Origin of the sequence: Hahella sp. CR1 (genome assembly GCF_029813005.1) — a bacterium.
Lineage (GTDB): Bacteria > Pseudomonadota > Gammaproteobacteria > Pseudomonadales > Oleiphilaceae > Hahella.
The window spans coordinates 44,069-63,334 of sequence record NZ_JAPELK010000005.1; the positions used below are offsets into that span (position 1 = coordinate 44,069).

Consider the following 19,266-nt stretch of genomic DNA (forward strand, 5'->3'; position numbering starts at 1 on the left):
CTGTTAACGACTGATATATCATTATGCGACGTTCCAGTTCCGCCACCGATGCGCCGGACAACGAAGCGGGGATCAAAACTCTCCGATCTTTGTGGCCTTATCTGCTTGAGCATAAACGCCGGGTTTCATTGGCTTTGTTATGTCTGATGGGGGCTAAGGGCGCCAGCGTCGGCTTGCCGTTTATTCTTAAGTACATTATCGATGGCCTCGATTCGGGGCGCGCCAACATCGTGGTGGGATTGCCGCTGGCGTTGCTGTTGGCCTATGGCGCGGCAAGGCTCGGCAATGTGCTGTTCGGCGAAGTGCGCGATGCATTATTTGGAAGAGTGACGGAGCGGGCCATGCGGCGCATCGGCCTGCAGGCGTTTCAACATTTGCACTCCCTGGATCTGGATTTTCACTTGAACCGGAATACCGGCGGCCTGTCTCGGGATATCGAGCGAGGGTTGTCCGGCATCAGCTTTTTAATGCGGTTTATGGTGTTCAATATCGCGCCCACGCTGCTGGAAATCCTCATGGTGATCGGTCTGCTGTTGATGAACTACTCCCTGTGGTTCGCGCTGATCACCTTTGTCGCCGTGGTGTTGTACGTCGCTTACTCCGTGGTGGCGACGGATTGGCGTACGGAGCATGTGCGGGAAGCCAATCGCGCTGACTCTGAAAGCAATACCCGGGTGGTGGACAGTCTGCTCAACTACGAGACAGTGAAATATTTCACCAATGAAGAATACGAGGCGCAGCGCTATGACGCCGACCTGGCGCGTTGGGAGCGGGCGCGGCGCAAGAACCGCTTGTCGCTATTTGTATTGAACGGCGGGCAGGCGTTTATTGTGGCGCTGGCCATGACGTCGATGATGATTCTGGCTGCGCAAAAGGTTGTGGCGGGAGACATGACTTTAGGCGACTTCGCCCTTATCAACGCTTTTATGATGCAGCTATTCATGCCGCTGAATTTCCTGGGTTTTATCTACCGCGAGATGAAAGGCTCGCTCGCCAACATTGAGCAACTGTTCGTACTGTTGCGCAGAACCTCGCAAGTGCCTGACAAAGTGGGCGCGCCGGAGTTGCAGGTTGGACAGGGGGCGCTTGAATTTTCTGACGTCCATTTCGGCTACTCGACCCAACGCCCCATATTGCAAGGCGTTAGCTTCCGCATTGAACCGCAACGCAAAGTGGCGGTGGTGGGAGGCAGCGGAGCGGGGAAGTCGACGCTGGTCAAACTGCTGTTCCGTTTCTATGACGTCAATGGCGGCGCGATAAAAGTGGATGGGCAGGATATTCGGGAGGTGGCGTTGAGGTCGCTGCGTTCTGCGATTGCGATTGTGCCTCAGGATACGGTGCTGTTTAACGACACCATATACGAAAACATCCGTTATGGCCGGATTGATGCGACGGATGAAGACGTGTGGCGCGCTATCCGTATGGCGCATCTGGAAGGGTTTATCCAACGTTTGCCTGAGGGCGCCAATACGTTGGTGGGCGAGCGTGGATTGAAGTTGAGTGGGGGTGAAAAACAAAGGGTGGCGATCGCCCGCGCGATTTTGAAGAACCCGCCCATACTGGTGTTTGACGAGGCGACCTCTTCGTTGGACAGCAAGTCCGAACAAAGCGTGTTGCAGGCGATCAGGGAAGTCTCTCAGGGGCAGACCAGCTTGGTGATCGCCCACCGGCTGTCTACGGTTATCGACGCCGACTTGATTGTGGTGCTGCAGGAAGGGAAAGTCGCTGAGCAGGGGACGCACTCTGAACTGCTGGCGCGCAACGGCGTATACGCCAACCTTTGGCGCATTCAGCAACGGGAGGATGCGGAAACTCCGGCCGCCGGGCCGGAGCAAGAAGCCTCAGACGAGAGTTATTCAACGCCCAAATAATCGGCTTTGCCGATGTCTAGACCGTTATGGCGCAGGATGGCGTAGGCGGTGGTGATGTGGAAATACAGATTGGGAAGCACGAAGTGCAACAGGTAGCGCTGACCGGTGAAGGTTGGCGTATAAGAGCCCAGCTTCAGTTGAATGGTCTTTTCTTCCGTATTGTCGATCTGTTCTGGCGTGAAGGTTTTTACGTAATCAATGGTCTTGGTGACCCGGGCGGATAACTCCGCCAATGTGGTCTCGTTGTCCTCGAAGACCGGCGGCTGCTGGCCGGAGAGCCGGGCGACGCAGCCTTTCACTGTATCGGTGGCGATCTGAATCTGGGAAGAAAGCGGCAGCATATCCGGATACAGGCGGTAATTAACCAGGTTTTGAGGATTGAAGCCTTTTTTCTCCGCGTGGGCGGCGGCTTTCTCCAAGATCTGGTTGAGGTTGCCGAGCATGCGGATGAAGATGGGGACGGAAGTCTGGTACATGGATATAGACATAATATCGCCTCCAGCGATGATAAGAGTTGGTTATTTGCGGTCATAAGGCCGGTCATGGCCGGTAAATACAAGCTAACCAGACGGCGCCGACAGATCCTGGCGCCGGGCTCCCCATTCTAACTGGCTCCGAGTGGGAAGACGTAACTTAATGACATACTTTTTAGCGGTTACGGTTTTCCGACGTGCGATTGGTTAAAATTTGAGTATAATGTCGCCCGCAAATTTTTTGCTCTGGTTTTACGTTCCAGCACGCAATATAGGAAAAGTGAATGTCACAGTATGTTATCTGTGCGCTGTACAAGTTCGTCGCCCTCGACGACTTTGAGGCGCTGCGCGCTCCATTGCTTGAAGTCATGGAGAAAAATGAAATCAAAGGCACCCTGTTGCTGGCCCGCGAAGGCGTAAACGGCACGGTCTCCGGAACCCGCGAGGGGATGGATGCGCTGCTGGCCTGGCTGAAGTCCGATCCTCGTATGGCGGACCTGAGCTACAAAGAATCCTACGATGAGAACATTCCGTTCTATCGAACCAAAGTCAAACTGAAGAAAGAAATCGTCACCATGGGCGTGGAGGGCATTGATCCGAAACGTGTGGTGGGCACTTATGTCAAACCACAGGATTGGAACGCGCTGATTACCGATCCTGAGGTGTTGCTGATCGACACTCGTAACGATTACGAAGTGCAAATCGGCAAGTTTAAGAATGCGATCAATCCAAATACGGAAACGTTTCGTGAGTTTCCAGATTACGTCAAAAGCAATCTTGATCCAGCCAAACACAAAAAAGTGGCGATGTATTGCACTGGCGGCATTCGCTGTGAGAAATCCACCGCTTACTTGAAAGAGCTGGGCTTTGAGGATGTCTATCATCTGGAAGGCGGCATTCTGAAGTATCTGGAGGAAGTGCCTCAGGAAGAATCAACCTGGGAAGGCGAGTGCTTCGTATTCGACAACCGGGTGGCGGTGGATCACGGCCTCAACAAAGGCCGCTATGATCAGTGTCACGCCTGTCGTATGCCGATCAGCGCGGAAGATATGCAGAGCGAGCATTACAAGAAGGGCGTCAGCTGCCCTCATTGTTATGACAAGGTTTCCGAAGACCAGCTTCGCCGTTTCGCAGCGCGTGAGCAGCAGATTGAACTGGCCAAGTCGCGCGGAGAAGAGCACATCGGCTCTGAAGCGGCCAAAGCCATCAAGAAGCGCCAGGCTGAGAAAAAGCTGAAGCGCAAAAACTATCATCAGCACCTGACTCAGGGCGCTGAATAGCAAAAAGGTCGGCTTAAACGCCGGCCTTTTTCGTTGTGGTTTCCCCTGCCTTAATCCGCAATCAGACGGCTGAGTTGTTGGTTCAGTCGCGCCACTTCGCGTCTGAGTTCGTTGACCTCGTCCAATAAATCCAATGACATGGCGAGCCCGGGCAGGTTGAGCTGCAGGTCACGCTGCAGGCGCATCGCCCGACTTAATCGCGCCAATGCCAGCGTATCGAACTGCCATTGGTGGGCGGGCCGCTCCTCCACTGGCGCGATGACGCCATAACTGACCAGCTCGATAATGAACTCGGCGTTGACGCCGCCGCGCTCGCATAATTCGCGCAACGAGTAGGTGTCGCTTTGTCCAAGCACTTCCACCGTGCTGATGATCGTTTTACGCGTCATCTCTCACACCCCCAACTTGCTGCGCGGATTATAGGATTTTTCTTTTTCCGCAAGCTCCTTATAAAGCGCTTCCGCATCTGCGCTATGGGACTTGGGTAAGGTTACCTGCAGTACGATAATCTGGTCTCCGGCGGGATTGCCGGGCAACCCTTTGCCTTTCAGTCTCAGCTTTTGTCCGCTGCTGGCGCCTTTGGGAACTTTTACGTTGACCTTACCGCTCAATGTTGGCGCTGTTACAGTGGCGCCCAACGCAGCTTCCCATGGCGAGACCGGCAGAGTCAGGTAAATATCCTTGCCGTCGACGGAGTACACAGGATGGGGCGCAAGCTCCACTTCCAGAAACAGATCGCCGTTCTCAGCGCCGCCAAATCCCGCCGCGCCCTGACCGCGCAAACGAATGTGCTGTCCGGGTCCCATGCCGGCTGGAATTTTCACATTGAGAGATTTGCTGCGATGACCTACCAGCCCGTATTCGTCGATCTCCGGCACTTGCACCTGAACTTGTTTCTCACACCCGTGGAAAGCTTCCTCCAGGAACAAGGCGATTTTGGCGTGCACGTCCTCGCCGCGCATGCGGAAGCTCTGCTGATGACCCTGCTTATAGGTGCGATGGGCGGAGCCGCCGCGACCGAAGATGGACTCGAAAAAGTCGCTGAAGTGGCGCGCGTCCGCCTCGGTGAAGCCGCCGCCGTTGAAGTTTGAAGCGGACTCCCAATCTGGCGGCGGACGAAAACGGCCATCTTCGCTATAGGCGCCCATGCGCTTGAGTTGATCGTACTCCGCGCGTTTTTCCGGGTCTTTCAATACCTCATAAGCTTCGCCGACTTCTTTGAATCTGACCTCCGCATCCTGTTCTTTACTGACATCCGGATGATACTTACGGGCGAGCTTGCGGTACGCTTTTTTGACGTCATCGGCGGATGCTGCTTCCGCGACGCCGAGAATCTTGTAATAGTCTTTGAATTCCATAGATTTTTACCAACCTTCACAGACCCTGCGTCTCATTGCCGTTAGAATATCCAGCCCAAGGTCGGGCGGGCATTGCCATAGGTCAGATATAATGCTGAAAAGGCGACATTCAACGTCGGACCACATAAAATAGGCGGCTTTTTCAGGGGAAGGAGTCAGCGCCCTTTATGCTGAGCTATCAACATGTCTATCACGCAGGCAACTTCGCCGATGCCCACAAGCATTGGGTGCTGTCTTTATTGCTGCAGGCGCTGTGTAAAAAATCCACGCCCTGGCGCTATCTGGAAACCCATGCAGGCCGCGGCGACTATGACCTGACCTCGGAGGAAGCGCAAAAAACCTCAGAGTGGACGGCGGGCATTTTGCCGCTGATGCAGGCCAAAGGGACCTGTCCGCCGGAATTCGACGCCTATTTGGCGGCGGTCAGAGGGTTGAATCCCGACGCTGGAAAATTGACCCGCTATCCCGGCTCTCCGGCTATCGCCGCTGGTTTCCTGCGTGAGACGGATCAGTTGGCTTTGTGCGAACTGCACCCCAAAGAGTACGCGGAACTTAAGCGTCAATTCGGCCGGAACAGACAAATCCATATTCACCAACGAGATGGCTTCGAGGGCGTTATGGCGATGTCGCCGCCGCCGGAGAAGCGCGGGCTGGTGATGATTGATCCCAGCTATGAGCTGAAGGACGACTATCAACGTATCCCCGCCTATGTAAGCAAACTTACGAAGAAGTGGTCGAACGCGGTTATCGCTATCTGGTATCCCGTACTTGCGGAGAAGCGCCACGAACAAATGCTTGAGTTGATGCGCCAGCTTCCTTTGCACAAAACGCTGCGCAGCGAGTTGATCTTAACGCCGGTGGCGCGCGGAATGTACGGAAGTGGTATGCTTGTGGTCAATCCGCCCTGGCGGCTCGATGAGCAACTGCAGGCGGGTTGGGCGCACCTCAGCGAAGCCCTTCGCGGCGATCCCAAAGCCTCCTGTAGCGCTGATTGGCTGATAGCGGAGTAATTACCGCAGCGACAAGCCGGCCTGGGAGAGCGCCGACGCTTGAGGATGACACAAAGGGTATGCGGCCGGCGCCGCAGCCTACTGGACATGAATTCATTGGATACAGGTTTGTGTGGTGAATTGGACTAGCCAAGGAACAATATTAATAACCGGAGCGGCCCAAAGGGTTGGGCTCCATTGTCTGCAGCGGTTGCTTGAAAAAGGCGAGCGGGTCGCTATGACCTATCGCTCCGAGCGGCCGGAAATCGCCGAACTGCGGGAGCGCGGGGCGATATGTCTGCAGGTGGATTTTACGGAACAAAGCTCCGTCGAACGGCTTATACGACGGTTAAAGGAGGAAGTGGGCCCACTTAGGGCGTTGATACATAACGCGTCTTCATGGGCTCCCGACCGGAGTGAGGATACGGACTACCGGGCGGTGATGCAGGATATGGTGGCGATACACATGACGGTGCCTTACCTGCTGAATATGCATTGTTACGACCTGCTGGAGCAAGGACGTAACCCATGGTCCGATATCATTCATATTTCCGATTACGTGGTTGAAAAAGGAAGTGACAACCATATTGCGTACGCCGCCGCGAAAGGGGGAATGGAAAGCATGACCCGATCTTTCGCCAAACGCTACGCGCCGCATATCAAGGTAAACACTATCGCTCCGTCGTTATTGATGTTCAATGACGGCGACGATCCGGACTACCGAACTAAAACCTTAAGGAAGTCCGCCCTTGGGATCGAGCCCGGTCCCGACGTGGTCTGGCAGGCGATCGCCTTTATCCTGGACTGCTCTTATATGACCGGGCGGGAAATCAAGCTCGATGGCGGACGTCATATCCGTTGATCATAATGATCCATAGGTAATGTAGAGGAACCAACATGTTAGACAAACTGGTCGCGCAGTACAGCGCAATTATTGAATCCCTCGGAGAGGATGTTAATCGAGAGGGACTGCGCGATACGCCTAAGCGCGCCGCCAAAGCGATGCAGTTCCTGTGTCGCGGCTATAACCAGTCGTTAGAGGAAGTCACCAACGGAGCGATTTTCGAGTCGGATACGGACGAAATGGTTCTGGTTAAGGACATCGAATTATACTCCCTGTGTGAACACCATCTGCTGCCCTTCATCGGGCGTTGCCACATTGCCTATATTCCGAATGGCAAAGTGTTGGGCTTGTCGAAGTTTGCGCGCATTGTGGATATGTTCGCACGTCGTATGCAGATTCAGGAGAATTTGACCCGACAGATCGCAGAAGCTGTCCTGAAGGTCACCAACGCTCATGGCGTCGGCGTGATCATCGAAGCGCGCCACATGTGCATGATGATGCGCGGCGTTGAGAAGCAGAACTCAGTTATGAGCTCATCCGTCATGTTGGGCTCTATGCGCAACAACCCTTCCACCCGTAGTGAGTTCCTCACACTGGTGCATAGCCGTCGGGCGCTGTAAGCGCGCTGCCGACAGGGGCGCCGCACGCCGCGGCGGCCTCCGCACAGGCGCTTGTCAGGTGATGGGCGCTTCGCTGCGGGAAATATGATCCTCCATATCAGAGTGGAATGTCTCCACTACCTGTTCCGCCAAGTCCACCTGATTAAAGCGCGCAATGTGAAAGATCGCTTCGCCTTCATGGGCCAGCGGCAAATTACTGCGTCCTATGACAATGCCGGAGCAGGGCGATAAAATGGGTTCGCCCTGGCTGTCCAGGGGACCATTCAGATAACCCAGCAAGTCTCCTTTGTTAACCCGACTTCCCAGGGGTTTCAAAGCACGCAGAAATCCGCCTACCGGCGCCCGCACCCATTGTGAGGAGCGCGCCACCACTGGCGTGGCTTTGGCTCTGCCTTTCACGCGCATCTTGATCATGCCCAGTTCTTCCATCACCCGGCGCACGCCACGAACGCCGGCGGCGATGCAGTTCTCATCAAAGCGCAGCGCTTCACCCGCTTCATAGGTAATGATTGGTACGCCAAGGTCGTCTCCGGCGCCGCGAAAGGAGCCGTCACGGATTTCCGCATCAATAATCACCGGCACGCCAAACATATGCGCCAGATCCGCCGCTTTCTGATTGTCCAGATGCACCCTTATTTGCGGAAGATTGCTGCGATCGATCGCTCCTGTATGGAGGTCAATGGCGTAGTCCGCCTGCTGCAATACGCAGGTGGTGAACAGGTGCGCCATACGCGCCGCCAGTGAGCCTTTTTCGCTACCGGGAAAGCATCGATTGAGGTCGCGTCGGTCAGGTAAGTAACGGGATCGATGAATGGTGCCCAGCACGTTCACGATGGGAACGGCGATCAGGGTACCTTTCAGATTTTTCAACCAGGTGGCGTGTAATACGCGCCGCACGATCTCTACGCCGTTGAGTTCGTCGCCATGTATCGCGGCGCAAATCAGCAGACGCGGACCTTTGGACCTGCCATGCACCACTTCGACAGGAATGGATACATCGGTTTGGGTGTAGAGCTGTCCGACGGGAAGCTCGAATTGTTGACGATGTCCCGGCGCGACCTGCGCGCCGAGAAATTCAAAAGGTTTGGACTTAACCGCCATTGTTCACATCCTGACTGTCTTCAAGCGGCGGCGGCGTCCGAAGTTCGCCAAGCGTTACCGCACCAGTTCAATTTCGCCATTGACGGTCATGGTGACCGTTTGCGTGCCGGCTGCTACCGCAGGCGTCGCCATATCGGCCATCTTGGCGGCGCCGAAGCTGCGCATTTCCTGGCGGGCATAATAGACGGGACCGCTGCTTGAAATATTCATGTTTACGATTTTGTAGCTCTGCGCTCCCAGTTGGGAGGTAATCAACTTGGCGCGCTCGCCAAATGATTTCAGCGCTTCGCCGATCAGTTCGTTTTCTTTGGCCGCTTTCAGAGCGTCAGAGGCGTCGAATTCCACATTTTGTACTTTCAGACGCTCCTGCAGTTCGCCAATAAGGCCGGACAGCGCTTCGATATCTTTACTTTCCAGTTTTAGAGACTGCTCCGCGTTCCAGGCTACGATTTTTTGCTCTTTGTAGCGGGGATCTGTGCGGTAATCCTGAGTCTGATACTTCACGCTTTTGGCGGATTTTACTTCATCCAGCGCCCAACGCATGGCTTTGTTTACGTCATCCGCCGCTTGTTGCGCAGTTTTCTGCTGTGATTGGGAGTGTAGTACGACGCGCATGATGTCGTTCTCCAGTTCGCCTTTGGCTTCGGTGGAGAGTTGAACGCGGTCGTAATTGGTTTGCTCCGCAGCGAACGCCGGCATGGCCAGAACGCTGAGTACAAGAAATCTGCTTATCGACATGATTTTCTCCCTAATCCTAAAAATAGTTGCTGTTCAGCAACATAGCAAAATGATCCTAAGTGCTAAAGATAAATTTAGTTAAGGAGATGCGGTGACGAATGAATTTACGACGGGACGTGTTAGTAAAGAAGGGAGAGGGAAAAAAATTCAGCAACGTGCTTTATTCAGGACAAAAAAAAACCGCGAAATAAATTTCGCGGCAGGAATTGTGCACTTTCATCAGGCTGGAGTCCAAAGGGTGTCAACAGTAGTAGATGCTGTTGAGATACTCATCCAACGCTGCAAAATTTGCTTGCTCTTGGTCAGTATTTGGAACACAGACTTTCCAATTTTCATCATACATCATACTTGTCTCTCCCTAAGTCAAGTGGCCTGAGTCGGTTCTCTAGGGCCTGAAAACACAGTTAAACGATGGCTACTGCTTCACGTTTACGGGATTCATATTATCAAGGCGAAAGAAAACCGGCTTGACCTCCTGTGTTAAGCTTTTGACATTCTGTTGCAACTTTGCGCAGCTATGGTCGGCTTCTTCTGTAATTGCTACAGCGTCTGCATTGTTGCGGAAAAATCGCCCCCGACTCTTACCGCCATACGTGGATGATTGTTATATTGGCCGCTAATAATAATTAACAGTCCCATTTAAATGGTTGAGATTAGTTGATATGGATCAGCCCACTGTCGCCGGTTCCACCGTTAAAGCGCTTTGCTTTTGGCTTGCTGAGCGAGGGATGGATATCAATGCGTTGGCGCTTGAGGCTGAGCTGGACCTTTCCATGCTGGAGGATCAGGACTATCGTGTCCCGTTACCGGCTTATAATCTGTTGTGGTCGCGTGCAGAAGAAACCTTGAAAGATCCTGCTGTTGGCCTGCACGTAGGAGAGTGGGTTGATTCGCGTCGCATGGGGGTGATCGGACACATCATCTTCAACAACCGCACTCTGGAGCAGGGCTTAAAGCAATACGTGCGTCTGTCTGCGCTAGTGAACGAGGGTGTGCGCACGGAATTTCACCTGCAGGGGGACGATGCGGTCATTGAGTATCACTGCGAACGCCCCGAGTATTATCACCGCGCGGGCATGGATCGAATGCTGGCGTTGTCAGTGACCAGGGCGCGACGCTTTGTCAGCGAGAAGATCTTCTTGACCAAAGTGGGGTTTTCTCACCCCGAACCTGAGTACGTCGCCGAATACGAACGTATCTTTCAATGCCCGGTGAGCTTCGGCCAGCCTTGTTGCTCTCTCGCCTTCAATAAAGACTTTCTTACCTTTGAACTGCCCCAGCGTAATCCCTATCTGCATCAGGCGCTAACTCGTCAGGTGGAGGCGCTGCTGCAAAAGCTGTCCCTGCGCCGCACGGTGTCGCACAAAGTGAAGGCGATTGTGGCCAAACGTTTGTCCCGAGGCGATATCGAAGCGGAAAAAGTGGCGGAGAAAATGAACATGTCGCGCCACACGCTGTACCGCAAATTGAAACAGGAAGATGTGTCATTCCAGGAGCTGGTGGAGCAGGTGCGTAAGGATAAAGCCTTGGATTATCTGCAAAAAGGCAAGTATTCCCTTAGTGAAATCGCTTTTCTGCTGGGATTCTCCGAGCTGAGCGCATTCAGCCGCGCGTTTAAGCGCTGGACCGGGGAGAGCCCCGCCAACTATCGCAGTCAGCAATAGCTGACGTCATAAGGCTTAGCCTTCTAAAACCCTTCCGCATCAGTGTCCGCCTCACCGCTCTTCCGCGTGGGACGGGCGAGCAGTAACGACAACAGAATGCTGATGATAGCCCCGGAGATAAATAGGGTGACCGTGTAACGGTTATTGGTTTGATCATGGAAGGCCTGATTGGGCGTAATGCGCAACAGCCACTGCCGCTCTGGCAGTTCCAGCGTATCGCTGTACAGCCAGGATTTGCGTTTCTTAATATTCTCCTCACCGTCCGGCGGCAGCACCAGCTTCACTAATGGGTCGCTGGCGTAGCGCATCAAGTCAAACATGGATAGGGTGAAGCCCTCAGGCTTGTAGTCGACGACCGCGGTTTTCAGGCTGTGCTCCAGATCAAAACTGATGGCGATGAGCATATCGTCGACGCGACGGATATAGCGAACTTCGCCGCGGTAGGCGGGATTCTGGGAGTTGATGCGGGTCACCGGCGTTGCGATGGTTTCCCCGCTGCGCCACGCCTCGTCGAAGGCGGGTTGCAGCTCGGGCAGTTCGGTGACGCGCTTGATGTCGTTGAGCGTCAGGGGTTGCAGGCTGTTGATGTCCGTTACACTGAAACGACGGCTATCATCGGCGGATTTGGCGATAATCAGGTGCTCAATGGAGCTGATGTTGGGAAATCCCTGCAAAAACACTCGTGTGGCGTCAGTGGCCGCGTCCTCCGACTCGGGACGAGCGCTGCACATGCGAAACCACAATTCCGCAGCGGCGCGATTTTGCTCGAACGTGCGGCGGACCGTTTGTGCAATAAACTGCGCTTCCTGGACAAAACGCGCATGAGCGTCTTTTTCTTGCTGCTTATTGGAAAAATAGGACATCGCTGCGGTTAGCGATAGCCCCACCAATAGCGCCAGGAGTGATGGCAGAGAAAGTAAAAACCCGTACATATTGCGGGACTGCATTGAATCCTCCGGATAATTGCCGCCCCCAGGCGGTTACCAACCTACTTCCGCTGAAAGCGTACTCCATATTCGTGACAGCCGGTAACTATAGAGTTCCCTATTATCCGCATCAAGCGGAAGCCTGAAAGCCTTTATCTTTGATATACATAAGTGCCCGGTGCGTCACAAAGTTGCGGATAATCGGAATCAGGCGCGCCAAGCGGCGGAGGCGAGGTTTGCTCAGAGCTGCTGTGATCCCGCAGCCACTGGCTCCAGGCTGGCCACCATGAACCGTCATGGCGAGACGCGATGTTAAGCCAGTCGTCGGGGCTGTAATTGCGGTCCTTGCCGTAGCGGGTGTTGATTTGATAACTGCGCCTCGGGTGACCGGGCTCGCTGATGATGCCGGCGTTGTGGCCGCCGCTGGTCAGTAAGAAAGTAATCTCCGCGGAGCTGGTGAGACGGCGGATTTTATAAACGGATTTCCAGGGCGCGACATGATCTTTGGTGGCGCCAACGACGAAGATGGGAATGCGGATGTCGCGTAAAAATATCGGACTGTCATCCACTTCAAAACGGCCTTCGGCGAGGTCGTTATTCAGAAACAGACTGCGCAGATATTGCGAATGCATGCGATAGGGCATGCGGGTGGTATCCGCGTTCCAGGCCATCAAGTCGTTCATCTTGCTGCGTTCGCCCAGCATATATTCGCGCACGATGCGCGACCACAGCAGATCTTTCGAACGCAACATCATGAAGGCGCCGGACATTTGCGTGGCGTCCAGATAGCCCTGTTCCCACATCAGGTCTTCCAGGAAGGTGAGCTGACTCTCATTGATGAACAACATCAGTTCGCCAGCTTCCTTGAAGTCTGTTTGCGCGGCGAAAAGGCTGATGGTGGCGAGTCGTTTATCTTCATCTCTCGCCATCGCGGCGGCGGCAATGCTGAGCAGGGTGCCGCCGAGACAATAGCCGACGCAGTGTATCGGCGGTGCGTCGGGAACGATGGCGGAGATAGCGTCCAGCGCTTCCATCACGCCCAGACGCAGATAATCCTGCATGCCGAGATTGCGATCTTTGCCATCCGGATTCAGCCAGGAAATCATAAACACCGTATGGCCTTGCTCCACCAGATAGCGCGCCAGGGAGTTATGCGGCGACAGGTCGAGAATGTAGTACTTCATGATCCACGCGGGAACGATAAGCACTGGCTCTTTGTACGTACTCTCAGTCGTAGGCGCGTACTGAATCAGTTCTATCAGGCGATTGCGATAAATCACTTTGCCCGGAGTCACGGCGAGGTTCTCGCCAACCTTGTAGTTTTCTGAGCCGGCAGGCGGGTCGCCATTGAGCAGGCGCTGAGCGTCTTCGCGCCAGTTCTCCAGGCCGTCGAGAAAATTTTTGCCGCCGGTTTCCAGGGTTTTCTTGATGACCTCCGGATTCAACCAGGGAATATTGGACGGAGACATCAAATCCAATATCTGACGCGCGCAAAAGGAGACGATATTTTCGTTGCGGGGCGACACGCCGGGAATATCCGTGGTTGCGTAGTGCCACCACTGCTCGTAAAGCAGGAACCATTGGTAGGCCAGATTAAAGGGAAAGTGGCCCCATTCCTCGTTGCGAAAACGGATATCCTGGGGAAGGGGCTCAATGACTGGCTCCGGGTTCTGGTTGGCGATGGCGCGGGAGCAATAGACGCCATAACGCAGCAGGTTGCGGGAGATGTTTTTGGCCAGTTCAGCCTGCTTTCCGGGCGCGATGACCGCATGACTGACCCAGTCTGTGTAGGCCTGGATGAAAGCGGCGGGAGAATTGCCGCCAGTGCCGTACCCGATAAACGCATGCAGGAGGCGGTCAATCGCCTTGGATTCCGCAAATAGAGAGCTGTCGTCCACGTTAGCCTCTTTGTTTTAGTAGACGTTAAAACACGACGCGAAACGCAGGAGCGCGTCCTGGGTAGATCCGGGGACTGCTTGTGGAATGATCACAGTAAGGAGTTGAGGCTTTGAAAGCAACCGTGAAAGACGGCCGGCGAAACGCTATGCTCGCCGGCTTTGCTTTGGGTCAAGCGTGGCGTAGGCGGTGTGCGCCCATGCTGCTTAAAAACAGGACGAACGCCGCGACGACGACCGATGGTCCGGCGGGAGTGTCCCACCACCAGGACAGGCTCAGTCCCGCCACCACCGCGAAGACGCCGCTGGCGATGGCGAGCGCCGCCATTTTTTCCGGTGTATCGCTGAAGGGGCGGGCCGCGGCGGCGGGGATTATCAGCAGGGAGGTCACCAGCAGTACGCCGACGACTTTCATGGCGAGAGCGATGACCAGCGACATCATCAGCATCAATAGTAACTGGGTGCGTAATACGTTGTAGCCTTCTACCGCTGCGAGATCTTCGTTCAGAGTCATCATCAGCAGGGAGCGCCACAGCAGCTTGAGCATGATGATGGCCGCCACTGCACCAGCGAAAATCCAAATGACATCCTGATAATTGAGCGCCAACAGGTCGCCGAACAGATAGCTCATCAGATCCACTTGCTGATCCCGCATAAAGCTCAGCGCCACCAGGCCCAGAGACAAGGAGCTGTGCGCCAGGATGCCTAGCAGCGTGTCGGTAGCGATGTGCTTTTGCCTCTGCATCAGGGCCAGTGTCAGGCCCATTAGCACGCATCCGGCGGTGATGGCGAGGCTGACGTTCACCTCCAGCATCAAGCCTAAGGCGACGCCCATCAACGCGGAATGGGACAGGGTATCGCCGAAGTAGGACATGCGTCGCCACACCACAAAGCAGCCCAGGGGGCCGGTGATAAAAGCCAGACCAATGCCCCCCAACAGGGCGGGAATGAGAATATCAAACATGGTGGCCGCCGTGAGAGCATTCACTGCCGGCGGCGACGGTGCCGTCGGCATGGTGATGATGGTCGTGATGGTGGTGATAGACCGCCAGCGAGCGCGCCGCCTGGGTGCCGAACAGATTGATGAAAGCGGGCTCGTTAGACACTTTTTCTGGATGCCCGGCGCAGCAGATATGCCGGTTCAGGCATAACACCTGATCCGTAGACGCCATCACCAAATGAAGATCGTGCGAGACCAGCAGCGCGCCGCAGTGCAGCTCATCCCGAAGCGAGCGGATAAGGCGGTATAGCTCCGCCTGGCCGGTAACGTCCACTCCCTGCGCGGGTTCATCCAGCACCAACAAGTCCGGCGCCCGCTGTAACGCCCGGGCCAGCAGCACACGTTGCAGCTCGCCGCCGGATAAGGTATGCATGGGCTGTTTGGCGACGTGCTCCATTTCCACTCTTTGCAGCGCTTCACGCCAGCGTTGCGGGTTGTGCGCCAATTGCAGAAAGCGTTTGACGGTCAGAGGCAAAGACGCGTCGATGTGAAAGCGCTGTGGCATATAGCCGATTTTCAGGCCGGGACGGCGCAACACTTCCCCGCGACTCAACGTCTGTATGCCCAATAGCGCTTTGGCCAGCGTGGACTTGCCGGCGCCGTTGGGACCAATGACCGTGATAATCTCGCCGGGATTGATGTCGAACGTGACGTTTTCAATCAGCGTGCGGCCTTGAATCTCCACGGTGACGTCTTGCAGACGTATCAATGGCGGCGCGTTCATTGGGCGGTCCTGCAGGTGGTGCAGAGGCCGCTGATTTCCAACGTCATGCTTTCCACTTCGAAATCCTGCTCCTGCGCCAGGCTTAACAACTGTTTGCGCAAAGCGTCTTCAGTAATTTCCTGTGCGCGTTTGCACTGTTTGCAGATCAAAAAGCCGCCCTGGTGACCTTCCTGCGGACAAACGCAACCCATGAAGGCGTTGAGCGACGCAATGCGATGCACAAGACCGTTTTCCTGCAGAAACTCCAGCGCCCGGTATACGGTTGGCGGCGCGGAATTACGGCCTTCCTGCCCAAACTGAGCCAGGATGTCGTAGGCGCCGATGGGCTTGTGAGATTGCCAGATCAGCTCCAGCACCCGCAGGCGTGTATCAGTCAGTCTCAGACCGCGTTCTTTACAGAGTTTCTTGGCGGTAATCAGCGCGTCATGAATGCAGGAGGCGTGATTATGTTGCTGAAACACGGCGTTGTCAGATTGGCTGTTCATAATGATTCCGCAAGAGTTGCAATGCAGGCGTTAGCGCCGTCGTCGGCGGAGGCGTAAGAAATGTAATGTTATAACAATTGAGCTTGCGCTGAAACCGTCAACGGCGTTCATCGCCGCGCCTGACGTGAAACAGGTCGCCAAAGTAGCGAAATTTCGCGTTTTTATAAGGTTGCTTGTATGCAAAACCGCCGCTTAGGGTCCATAATCCTTGGCTGGATGTTCGACAGGCGCTTGTCGACGTCCGCATTATAAAAATATAAATCAGGGCGGAATGAAACCGGCGTATGCCGGATTGCCAGGAAGGTCGCGCTGAGTCCTCGGGTCGAGACTTCGAACCCCGTGAGACTTCAGAGGTAAAATAAGAATGTCAGCGCTAAAGAACCTTTTCACACTGGCGTTATGCTTAGTCAGCACTTTCGCCTGCGCGTTTGAAAAAGACTCTCTCATTGTCTGGATAGGAGCCGACAAAGGCTCGCAAGGCGTCGCCGAAGCGGGCGCCGCATTCACCGCAGCCACTGGTATGAAAGTGAAAGTGGAGACGCCGGACGATCTCACCGTTCAATTCGACCGCCTCGCGCCCACGGCGCAAGGTCCGGATATTGTCATATGGGCCCATGAACGTTTTGGTCCCTGGATCAATGACGGCTTTCTGGAGCCGGTTACCCCCTCTCAAAAGATGCGCGACAGCGTAGCGCCTTTCACTTGGCGGGCGCTGACGGTTGGCGATGATATATATGGCTTTCCCATCGCCATAGAGGCAGTGAGTCTGATCTATAACAAGGCGCTGGTGAAAGCGCCTCCGCGTACGCTACAGGATGTCATTGCGCTGGATCGCGATCTGCGTAAACAGGGCAAGAAAGCCATTGAGTGGGACTATAAGAATACTTACTTCAGCTGGCCTTTTATCGCTGGCGCCGGCGGCTACAGTTTTGGCAAGTCCGACGGTGTTTATAATCTGGCGGACGTCGGCTTTGACAGCAGTGGCTCTGTCGATGCTGTGCAAGCAATCAAGCAGCTCCTGGATCAGGGCGTACTGGAAAAGACTGCAGACTACGGCTCTATGATGAACGGCTTTAAGAAAGGCGACGTGGCGATGATTATCAATGGTCCCTGGTCATGGCGGGAGATTCGCGACGCGGGCGTCAATTTTGGCGTGGACTATATTCCCGGGCTGACGGCGGAGCATCCAGGGCGTCCTTTTGTCGGCGTGCTGGCGGCGGGAATCAATTCTGCGGGAAGAAACAAAGAGGCGGCCCAGCGTTTTCTGGAAGACTATCTGCTGACCTATGAGGGGCTAAAGAAAGTAAATACTGACAAGCCCTTGGGCGCGGTAGCCAATGTTCAGTTAATGAAAGAGCTTTCCGCTGATCCGTTGATCCGCCACACCTTCGTATCCGCTGAAAAAGGAGAGCTGATGCCGGATGTGCCGGAAATGAAACGTTTCTGGGGATTATTTACCTATAAGTTGCCAGCGATGCTGAAAGGAGAGGCGGCGATCAGCGCAACGCTGAACGATATGGCGGATCGATTGCGGAAACTTGACGAACTAAAAGGCTGGGGGCGGCGGCACTATCTTTCAGATAAGGAAAGCTGAGCGTTGACTCTATAAACGACTGGGGCGCATGAGCGCCCCGGTAAATCGATCAGCGTGCGGAAACCGCCTGTAGTGCGAGCAGCTCCATTTGTTCCAGAGAAGGAATAATGGCCTCTTCGCCGCTGACCTTCACCATCATCTTGTCCATAGGGCCCAGATCGGCTTTTTCGTGGGCGCTGACTTCTTCGCTCCGCACTTTCATCAAACGAGGCAGGCCCTGGGTGACGAACGCCATGAATGGCAGTTGTTTATGCTTGTCGCCAATGGTATTGGTGACGGCGATCCGGGTATGGGCGGATTGTGCGCCTGTGGCGGATTTATTGGCTTTGTCATAAGACACCAGCGGTAGACGCAGACCGCGCCAGCGGATATAGCCCAGGAACCAGTCCGCGCCGTCTTCAACGGGCTCCGGGGCCTGATAGTCAACGATTTCAGCGATGCTGGCGTTGGGTAATAGCAAGTTCTTTCCCTGTACGGGAATCAGTAAACAGGAGATCTGTCCGGAGGTTTGCTCCACCATGAATCTATCCTCGAAATCGTTTGTCTTACCGGCGCCTGTCTCACGGCGGGCGCGAATATCTTCTCTGGACCAGCCGCAGGTCCAAGCCGATAGAGCTTCAGTCTGAGTCTAGCTTAACAGACTGGGTTAGGGAACGTCAGGCCAGGCCGCGCTTGCGCTTCGCCAGTTCCTCAAGCTCTACGGTTTTCAGTAACTTTTCCGCCAACTGATGCGGCGAACCGCGAAATTCCACGCATCCCGTCGCGGCGACGGAGTCCGGCATTGAGCTGTTGGCGCAGGTGTCCGAAGTCTGTGACCAGATACGACTGCCATAGGCGCGCAACAGAGGGCCGGCGAGAGAACCGTCATTGCCCATGCCGCTAAAAATAATCGCACTACAACGGCCGCTATAATAGCCGCCGACATTCAACATGACCTGATCAATGGACGGTCCATAAGGACCCGGCCAGGCGTTTTCTCGGACCTCCATCGTTCCCTCAACGCTGAACACCACTTCGTGGTCGACAGGCATGATCACCACTTCGCCGTAATGCAGGCGCGCGCCGTGCTGCACTTCTTTCAGATCGAAGGCTGAATGACGACCTAGCACCCGCACCAGCACATTGGCGGCGTTCTGGTCGATATGCTGAGCATAAACGAAGGCGACGGGCAGGCCTGATGGCAAGCAGTCGAGAAAGCTCTTCACCGCCGCGGGGCCGCCTAAAGACGCGCCTAGAATCCATACCCTTTCTACTGGATCGTTAACGCCGCCGGGCCGGATATGATGAGGCAATGGCAGCGCGGAAGGACCGCCAGGAGAAGCTTCCAGTGCGGTTAGAGATGCGCTGGCCTGGTTAAGTGTGGGCGGTTCGCCCAGCAACTCCACCAATTTGGTGAACAGGCGCCGCTCCCACTTGGCGTAATCGAGGCTGTGCTTATTGGGCGCTTCCCCTAATCCGAACAAGACGGGGGCTTCGCTATGATCGATCAGCGTATCAATGGCGTCCGCCCAACGGTCTTCGTCGGTCAGTATGACGATCCATACCTCGGCAGCGGCGTGGCGCTCTAAGAGCTCCGTGCTCAGCCGGGAAGGATCACAGCTGGCGATCACCGAAAAACCGTATCCTTCCACCGCGCTTTGCATGATATGCCGCTGTAAAGGGCAGTCCGAAATAATGCCAACTTTTGCAGCCTGCACTGACATC

At 55.0% G+C, this 19,266-nt stretch carries 19 protein-coding genes; 7 read left to right on the plus strand and 12 right to left on the minus strand.

Annotation, left to right across the window (positions count from 1 at the left end; all coding sequences use genetic code 11):
* The first annotated feature begins 23 nt into the window (after positions 1-23).
* Positions 24-1,871 (plus strand): ABC transporter ATP-binding protein/permease, encoded by a 1,848-nt coding sequence (locus ONV78_RS13370; RefSeq protein WP_279503736.1) that lies wholly within the window; start codon positions 24-26, stop codon positions 1,869-1,871.
* Here ONV78_RS13370 and ONV78_RS13375 read toward each other — a convergent pair.
* Positions 1,853-2,359 (minus strand): DUF1993 domain-containing protein, encoded by a 507-nt coding sequence (locus ONV78_RS13375; protein ID WP_216738899.1) that lies wholly within the window; start codon positions 2,357-2,359, stop codon positions 1,853-1,855. The genes ONV78_RS13370 and ONV78_RS13375 overlap by 19 nt on opposite strands.
* Before the next feature lie 269 nt (positions 2,360-2,628).
* Between ONV78_RS13375 and ONV78_RS13380 the strand changes: the two genes are divergently transcribed.
* The gene (locus ONV78_RS13380; RefSeq protein ID WP_279503737.1) at positions 2,629-3,624 is read left to right on the plus strand and encodes a rhodanese-related sulfurtransferase; all 996 of its coding nucleotides are present in this window, start codon (positions 2,629-2,631) and stop codon (positions 3,622-3,624) included.
* Positions 3,625-3,674: 50 nt separating this feature from the next.
* Here the strand turns inward: ONV78_RS13380 and ONV78_RS13385 are convergent, their stop codons facing one another.
* Together ONV78_RS13385 and ONV78_RS13390 are read right to left on the minus strand one after the other, a co-directional pair.
* On the minus strand, positions 3,675-4,013 hold the full coding sequence (locus ONV78_RS13385; RefSeq protein ID WP_279503739.1) for a chaperone modulator CbpM: 339 nt from the start codon (positions 4,011-4,013) through the stop codon (positions 3,675-3,677).
* 3 nt (positions 4,014-4,016) lie between these two features.
* Positions 4,017-4,982 carry a DnaJ C-terminal domain-containing protein gene (locus ONV78_RS13390; RefSeq protein ID WP_216738896.1) on the minus strand — a complete coding sequence of 322 codons (966 nt, stop codon included), beginning with the start codon at positions 4,980-4,982 and terminating at the stop codon, positions 4,017-4,019.
* 167 nt (positions 4,983-5,149) lie between these two features.
* Here ONV78_RS13390 and rlmJ point away from each other — a divergent pair, with 167 nt between their 5' ends.
* From rlmJ to folE, 3 genes are all read left to right on the plus strand, one after another.
* Positions 5,150-5,992: a 23S rRNA (adenine(2030)-N(6))-methyltransferase RlmJ gene (rlmJ, locus tag ONV78_RS13395; RefSeq protein WP_216738895.1), complete on the plus strand. Its 843-nt coding sequence runs from the start codon at positions 5,150-5,152 to the stop codon at positions 5,990-5,992.
* 115 nt (positions 5,993-6,107) lie between these two features.
* Complete coding sequence (gene folM / locus ONV78_RS13400) at positions 6,108-6,833, plus strand: dihydromonapterin reductase (RefSeq protein WP_279503744.1); 726 nt, start codon at positions 6,108-6,110, stop codon at positions 6,831-6,833.
* Positions 6,834-6,868: 35 nt separating this feature from the next.
* Positions 6,869-7,435 carry a GTP cyclohydrolase I FolE gene (gene folE, locus ONV78_RS13405; RefSeq protein ID WP_216738893.1) on the plus strand — a complete coding sequence of 189 codons (567 nt, stop codon included), beginning with the start codon at positions 6,869-6,871 and terminating at the stop codon, positions 7,433-7,435.
* A 54-nt stretch (positions 7,436-7,489) separates the two neighbouring features.
* Here the strand turns inward: folE and ONV78_RS13410 are convergent, their stop codons facing one another.
* Positions 7,490-8,536 (minus strand): succinylglutamate desuccinylase/aspartoacylase family protein, encoded by a 1,047-nt coding sequence (locus tag ONV78_RS13410; RefSeq protein WP_216738892.1) that lies wholly within the window; start codon positions 8,534-8,536, stop codon positions 7,490-7,492.
* A 54-nt stretch (positions 8,537-8,590) separates the two neighbouring features.
* Entirely contained in the window at positions 8,591-9,274 is a 684-nt protein-coding gene (locus tag ONV78_RS13415; protein ID WP_011394511.1) for an SIMPL domain-containing protein, read from the minus strand.
* A gap of 662 nt (positions 9,275-9,936) precedes the next feature.
* Here ONV78_RS13415 and ONV78_RS13420 point away from each other — a divergent pair.
* The gene (locus ONV78_RS13420; protein ID WP_279503749.1) at positions 9,937-10,938 is read left to right on the plus strand and encodes an AraC family transcriptional regulator; all 1,002 of its coding nucleotides are present in this window, start codon (positions 9,937-9,939) and stop codon (positions 10,936-10,938) included.
* A 23-nt stretch (positions 10,939-10,961) separates the two neighbouring features.
* Here ONV78_RS13420 and ONV78_RS13425 read toward each other — a convergent pair whose 3' ends face one another.
* The 5 genes from ONV78_RS13425 to ONV78_RS13445 all read right to left on the minus strand — a co-directional run bounded on the left by ONV78_RS13425 (position 10,962) and on the right by ONV78_RS13445 (position 15,968).
* Positions 10,962-11,885: a hypothetical protein gene (locus ONV78_RS13425; RefSeq protein WP_279503751.1), complete on the minus strand. Its 924-nt coding sequence runs from the start codon at positions 11,883-11,885 to the stop codon at positions 10,962-10,964.
* A gap of 131 nt (positions 11,886-12,016) precedes the next feature.
* Complete coding sequence (locus ONV78_RS13430) at positions 12,017-13,762, minus strand: alpha/beta fold hydrolase (protein WP_279503752.1); 1,746 nt, start codon at positions 13,760-13,762, stop codon at positions 12,017-12,019.
* A gap of 169 nt (positions 13,763-13,931) precedes the next feature.
* Complete coding sequence (znuB, locus tag ONV78_RS13435) at positions 13,932-14,723, minus strand: zinc ABC transporter permease subunit ZnuB (protein ID WP_216738888.1); 792 nt, start codon at positions 14,721-14,723, stop codon at positions 13,932-13,934.
* On the minus strand, positions 14,716-15,483 hold the full coding sequence (gene znuC / locus ONV78_RS13440; RefSeq protein ID WP_216738887.1) for a zinc ABC transporter ATP-binding protein ZnuC: 768 nt from the start codon (positions 15,481-15,483) through the stop codon (positions 14,716-14,718). The genes znuB and znuC overlap by 8 nt, the downstream gene beginning before the upstream one ends.
* Complete coding sequence (locus ONV78_RS13445) at positions 15,480-15,968, minus strand: Fur family transcriptional regulator (protein WP_279503755.1); 489 nt, start codon at positions 15,966-15,968, stop codon at positions 15,480-15,482. The genes znuC and ONV78_RS13445 overlap by 4 nt, the downstream gene beginning before the upstream one ends.
* Positions 15,969-16,332: 364 nt before the next feature.
* On the opposite strand from ONV78_RS13445, the gene malE reads away from it, so the two are divergent.
* Entirely contained in the window at positions 16,333-17,562 is a 1,230-nt protein-coding gene (gene malE / locus ONV78_RS13450) for a maltose/maltodextrin ABC transporter substrate-binding protein MalE (protein WP_279503757.1), read from the plus strand.
* A 49-nt stretch (positions 17,563-17,611) separates the two neighbouring features.
* On the opposite strand, the gene ONV78_RS13455 is transcribed toward malE, so the two are convergent.
* Both ONV78_RS13455 and ONV78_RS13460 read right to left on the minus strand, forming a co-directional pair.
* Positions 17,612-18,082 carry a chemotaxis protein CheW gene (locus ONV78_RS13455; protein WP_279503759.1) on the minus strand — a complete coding sequence of 157 codons (471 nt, stop codon included), beginning with the start codon at positions 18,080-18,082 and terminating at the stop codon, positions 17,612-17,614.
* 136 nt (positions 18,083-18,218) lie between these two features.
* Positions 18,219-19,265 carry a chemotaxis protein CheB gene (locus tag ONV78_RS13460; RefSeq protein ID WP_279503761.1) on the minus strand — a complete coding sequence of 349 codons (1,047 nt, stop codon included), beginning with the start codon at positions 19,263-19,265 and terminating at the stop codon, positions 18,219-18,221.
* Between the last annotated feature and the right edge of the window lies 1 nt (position 19,266).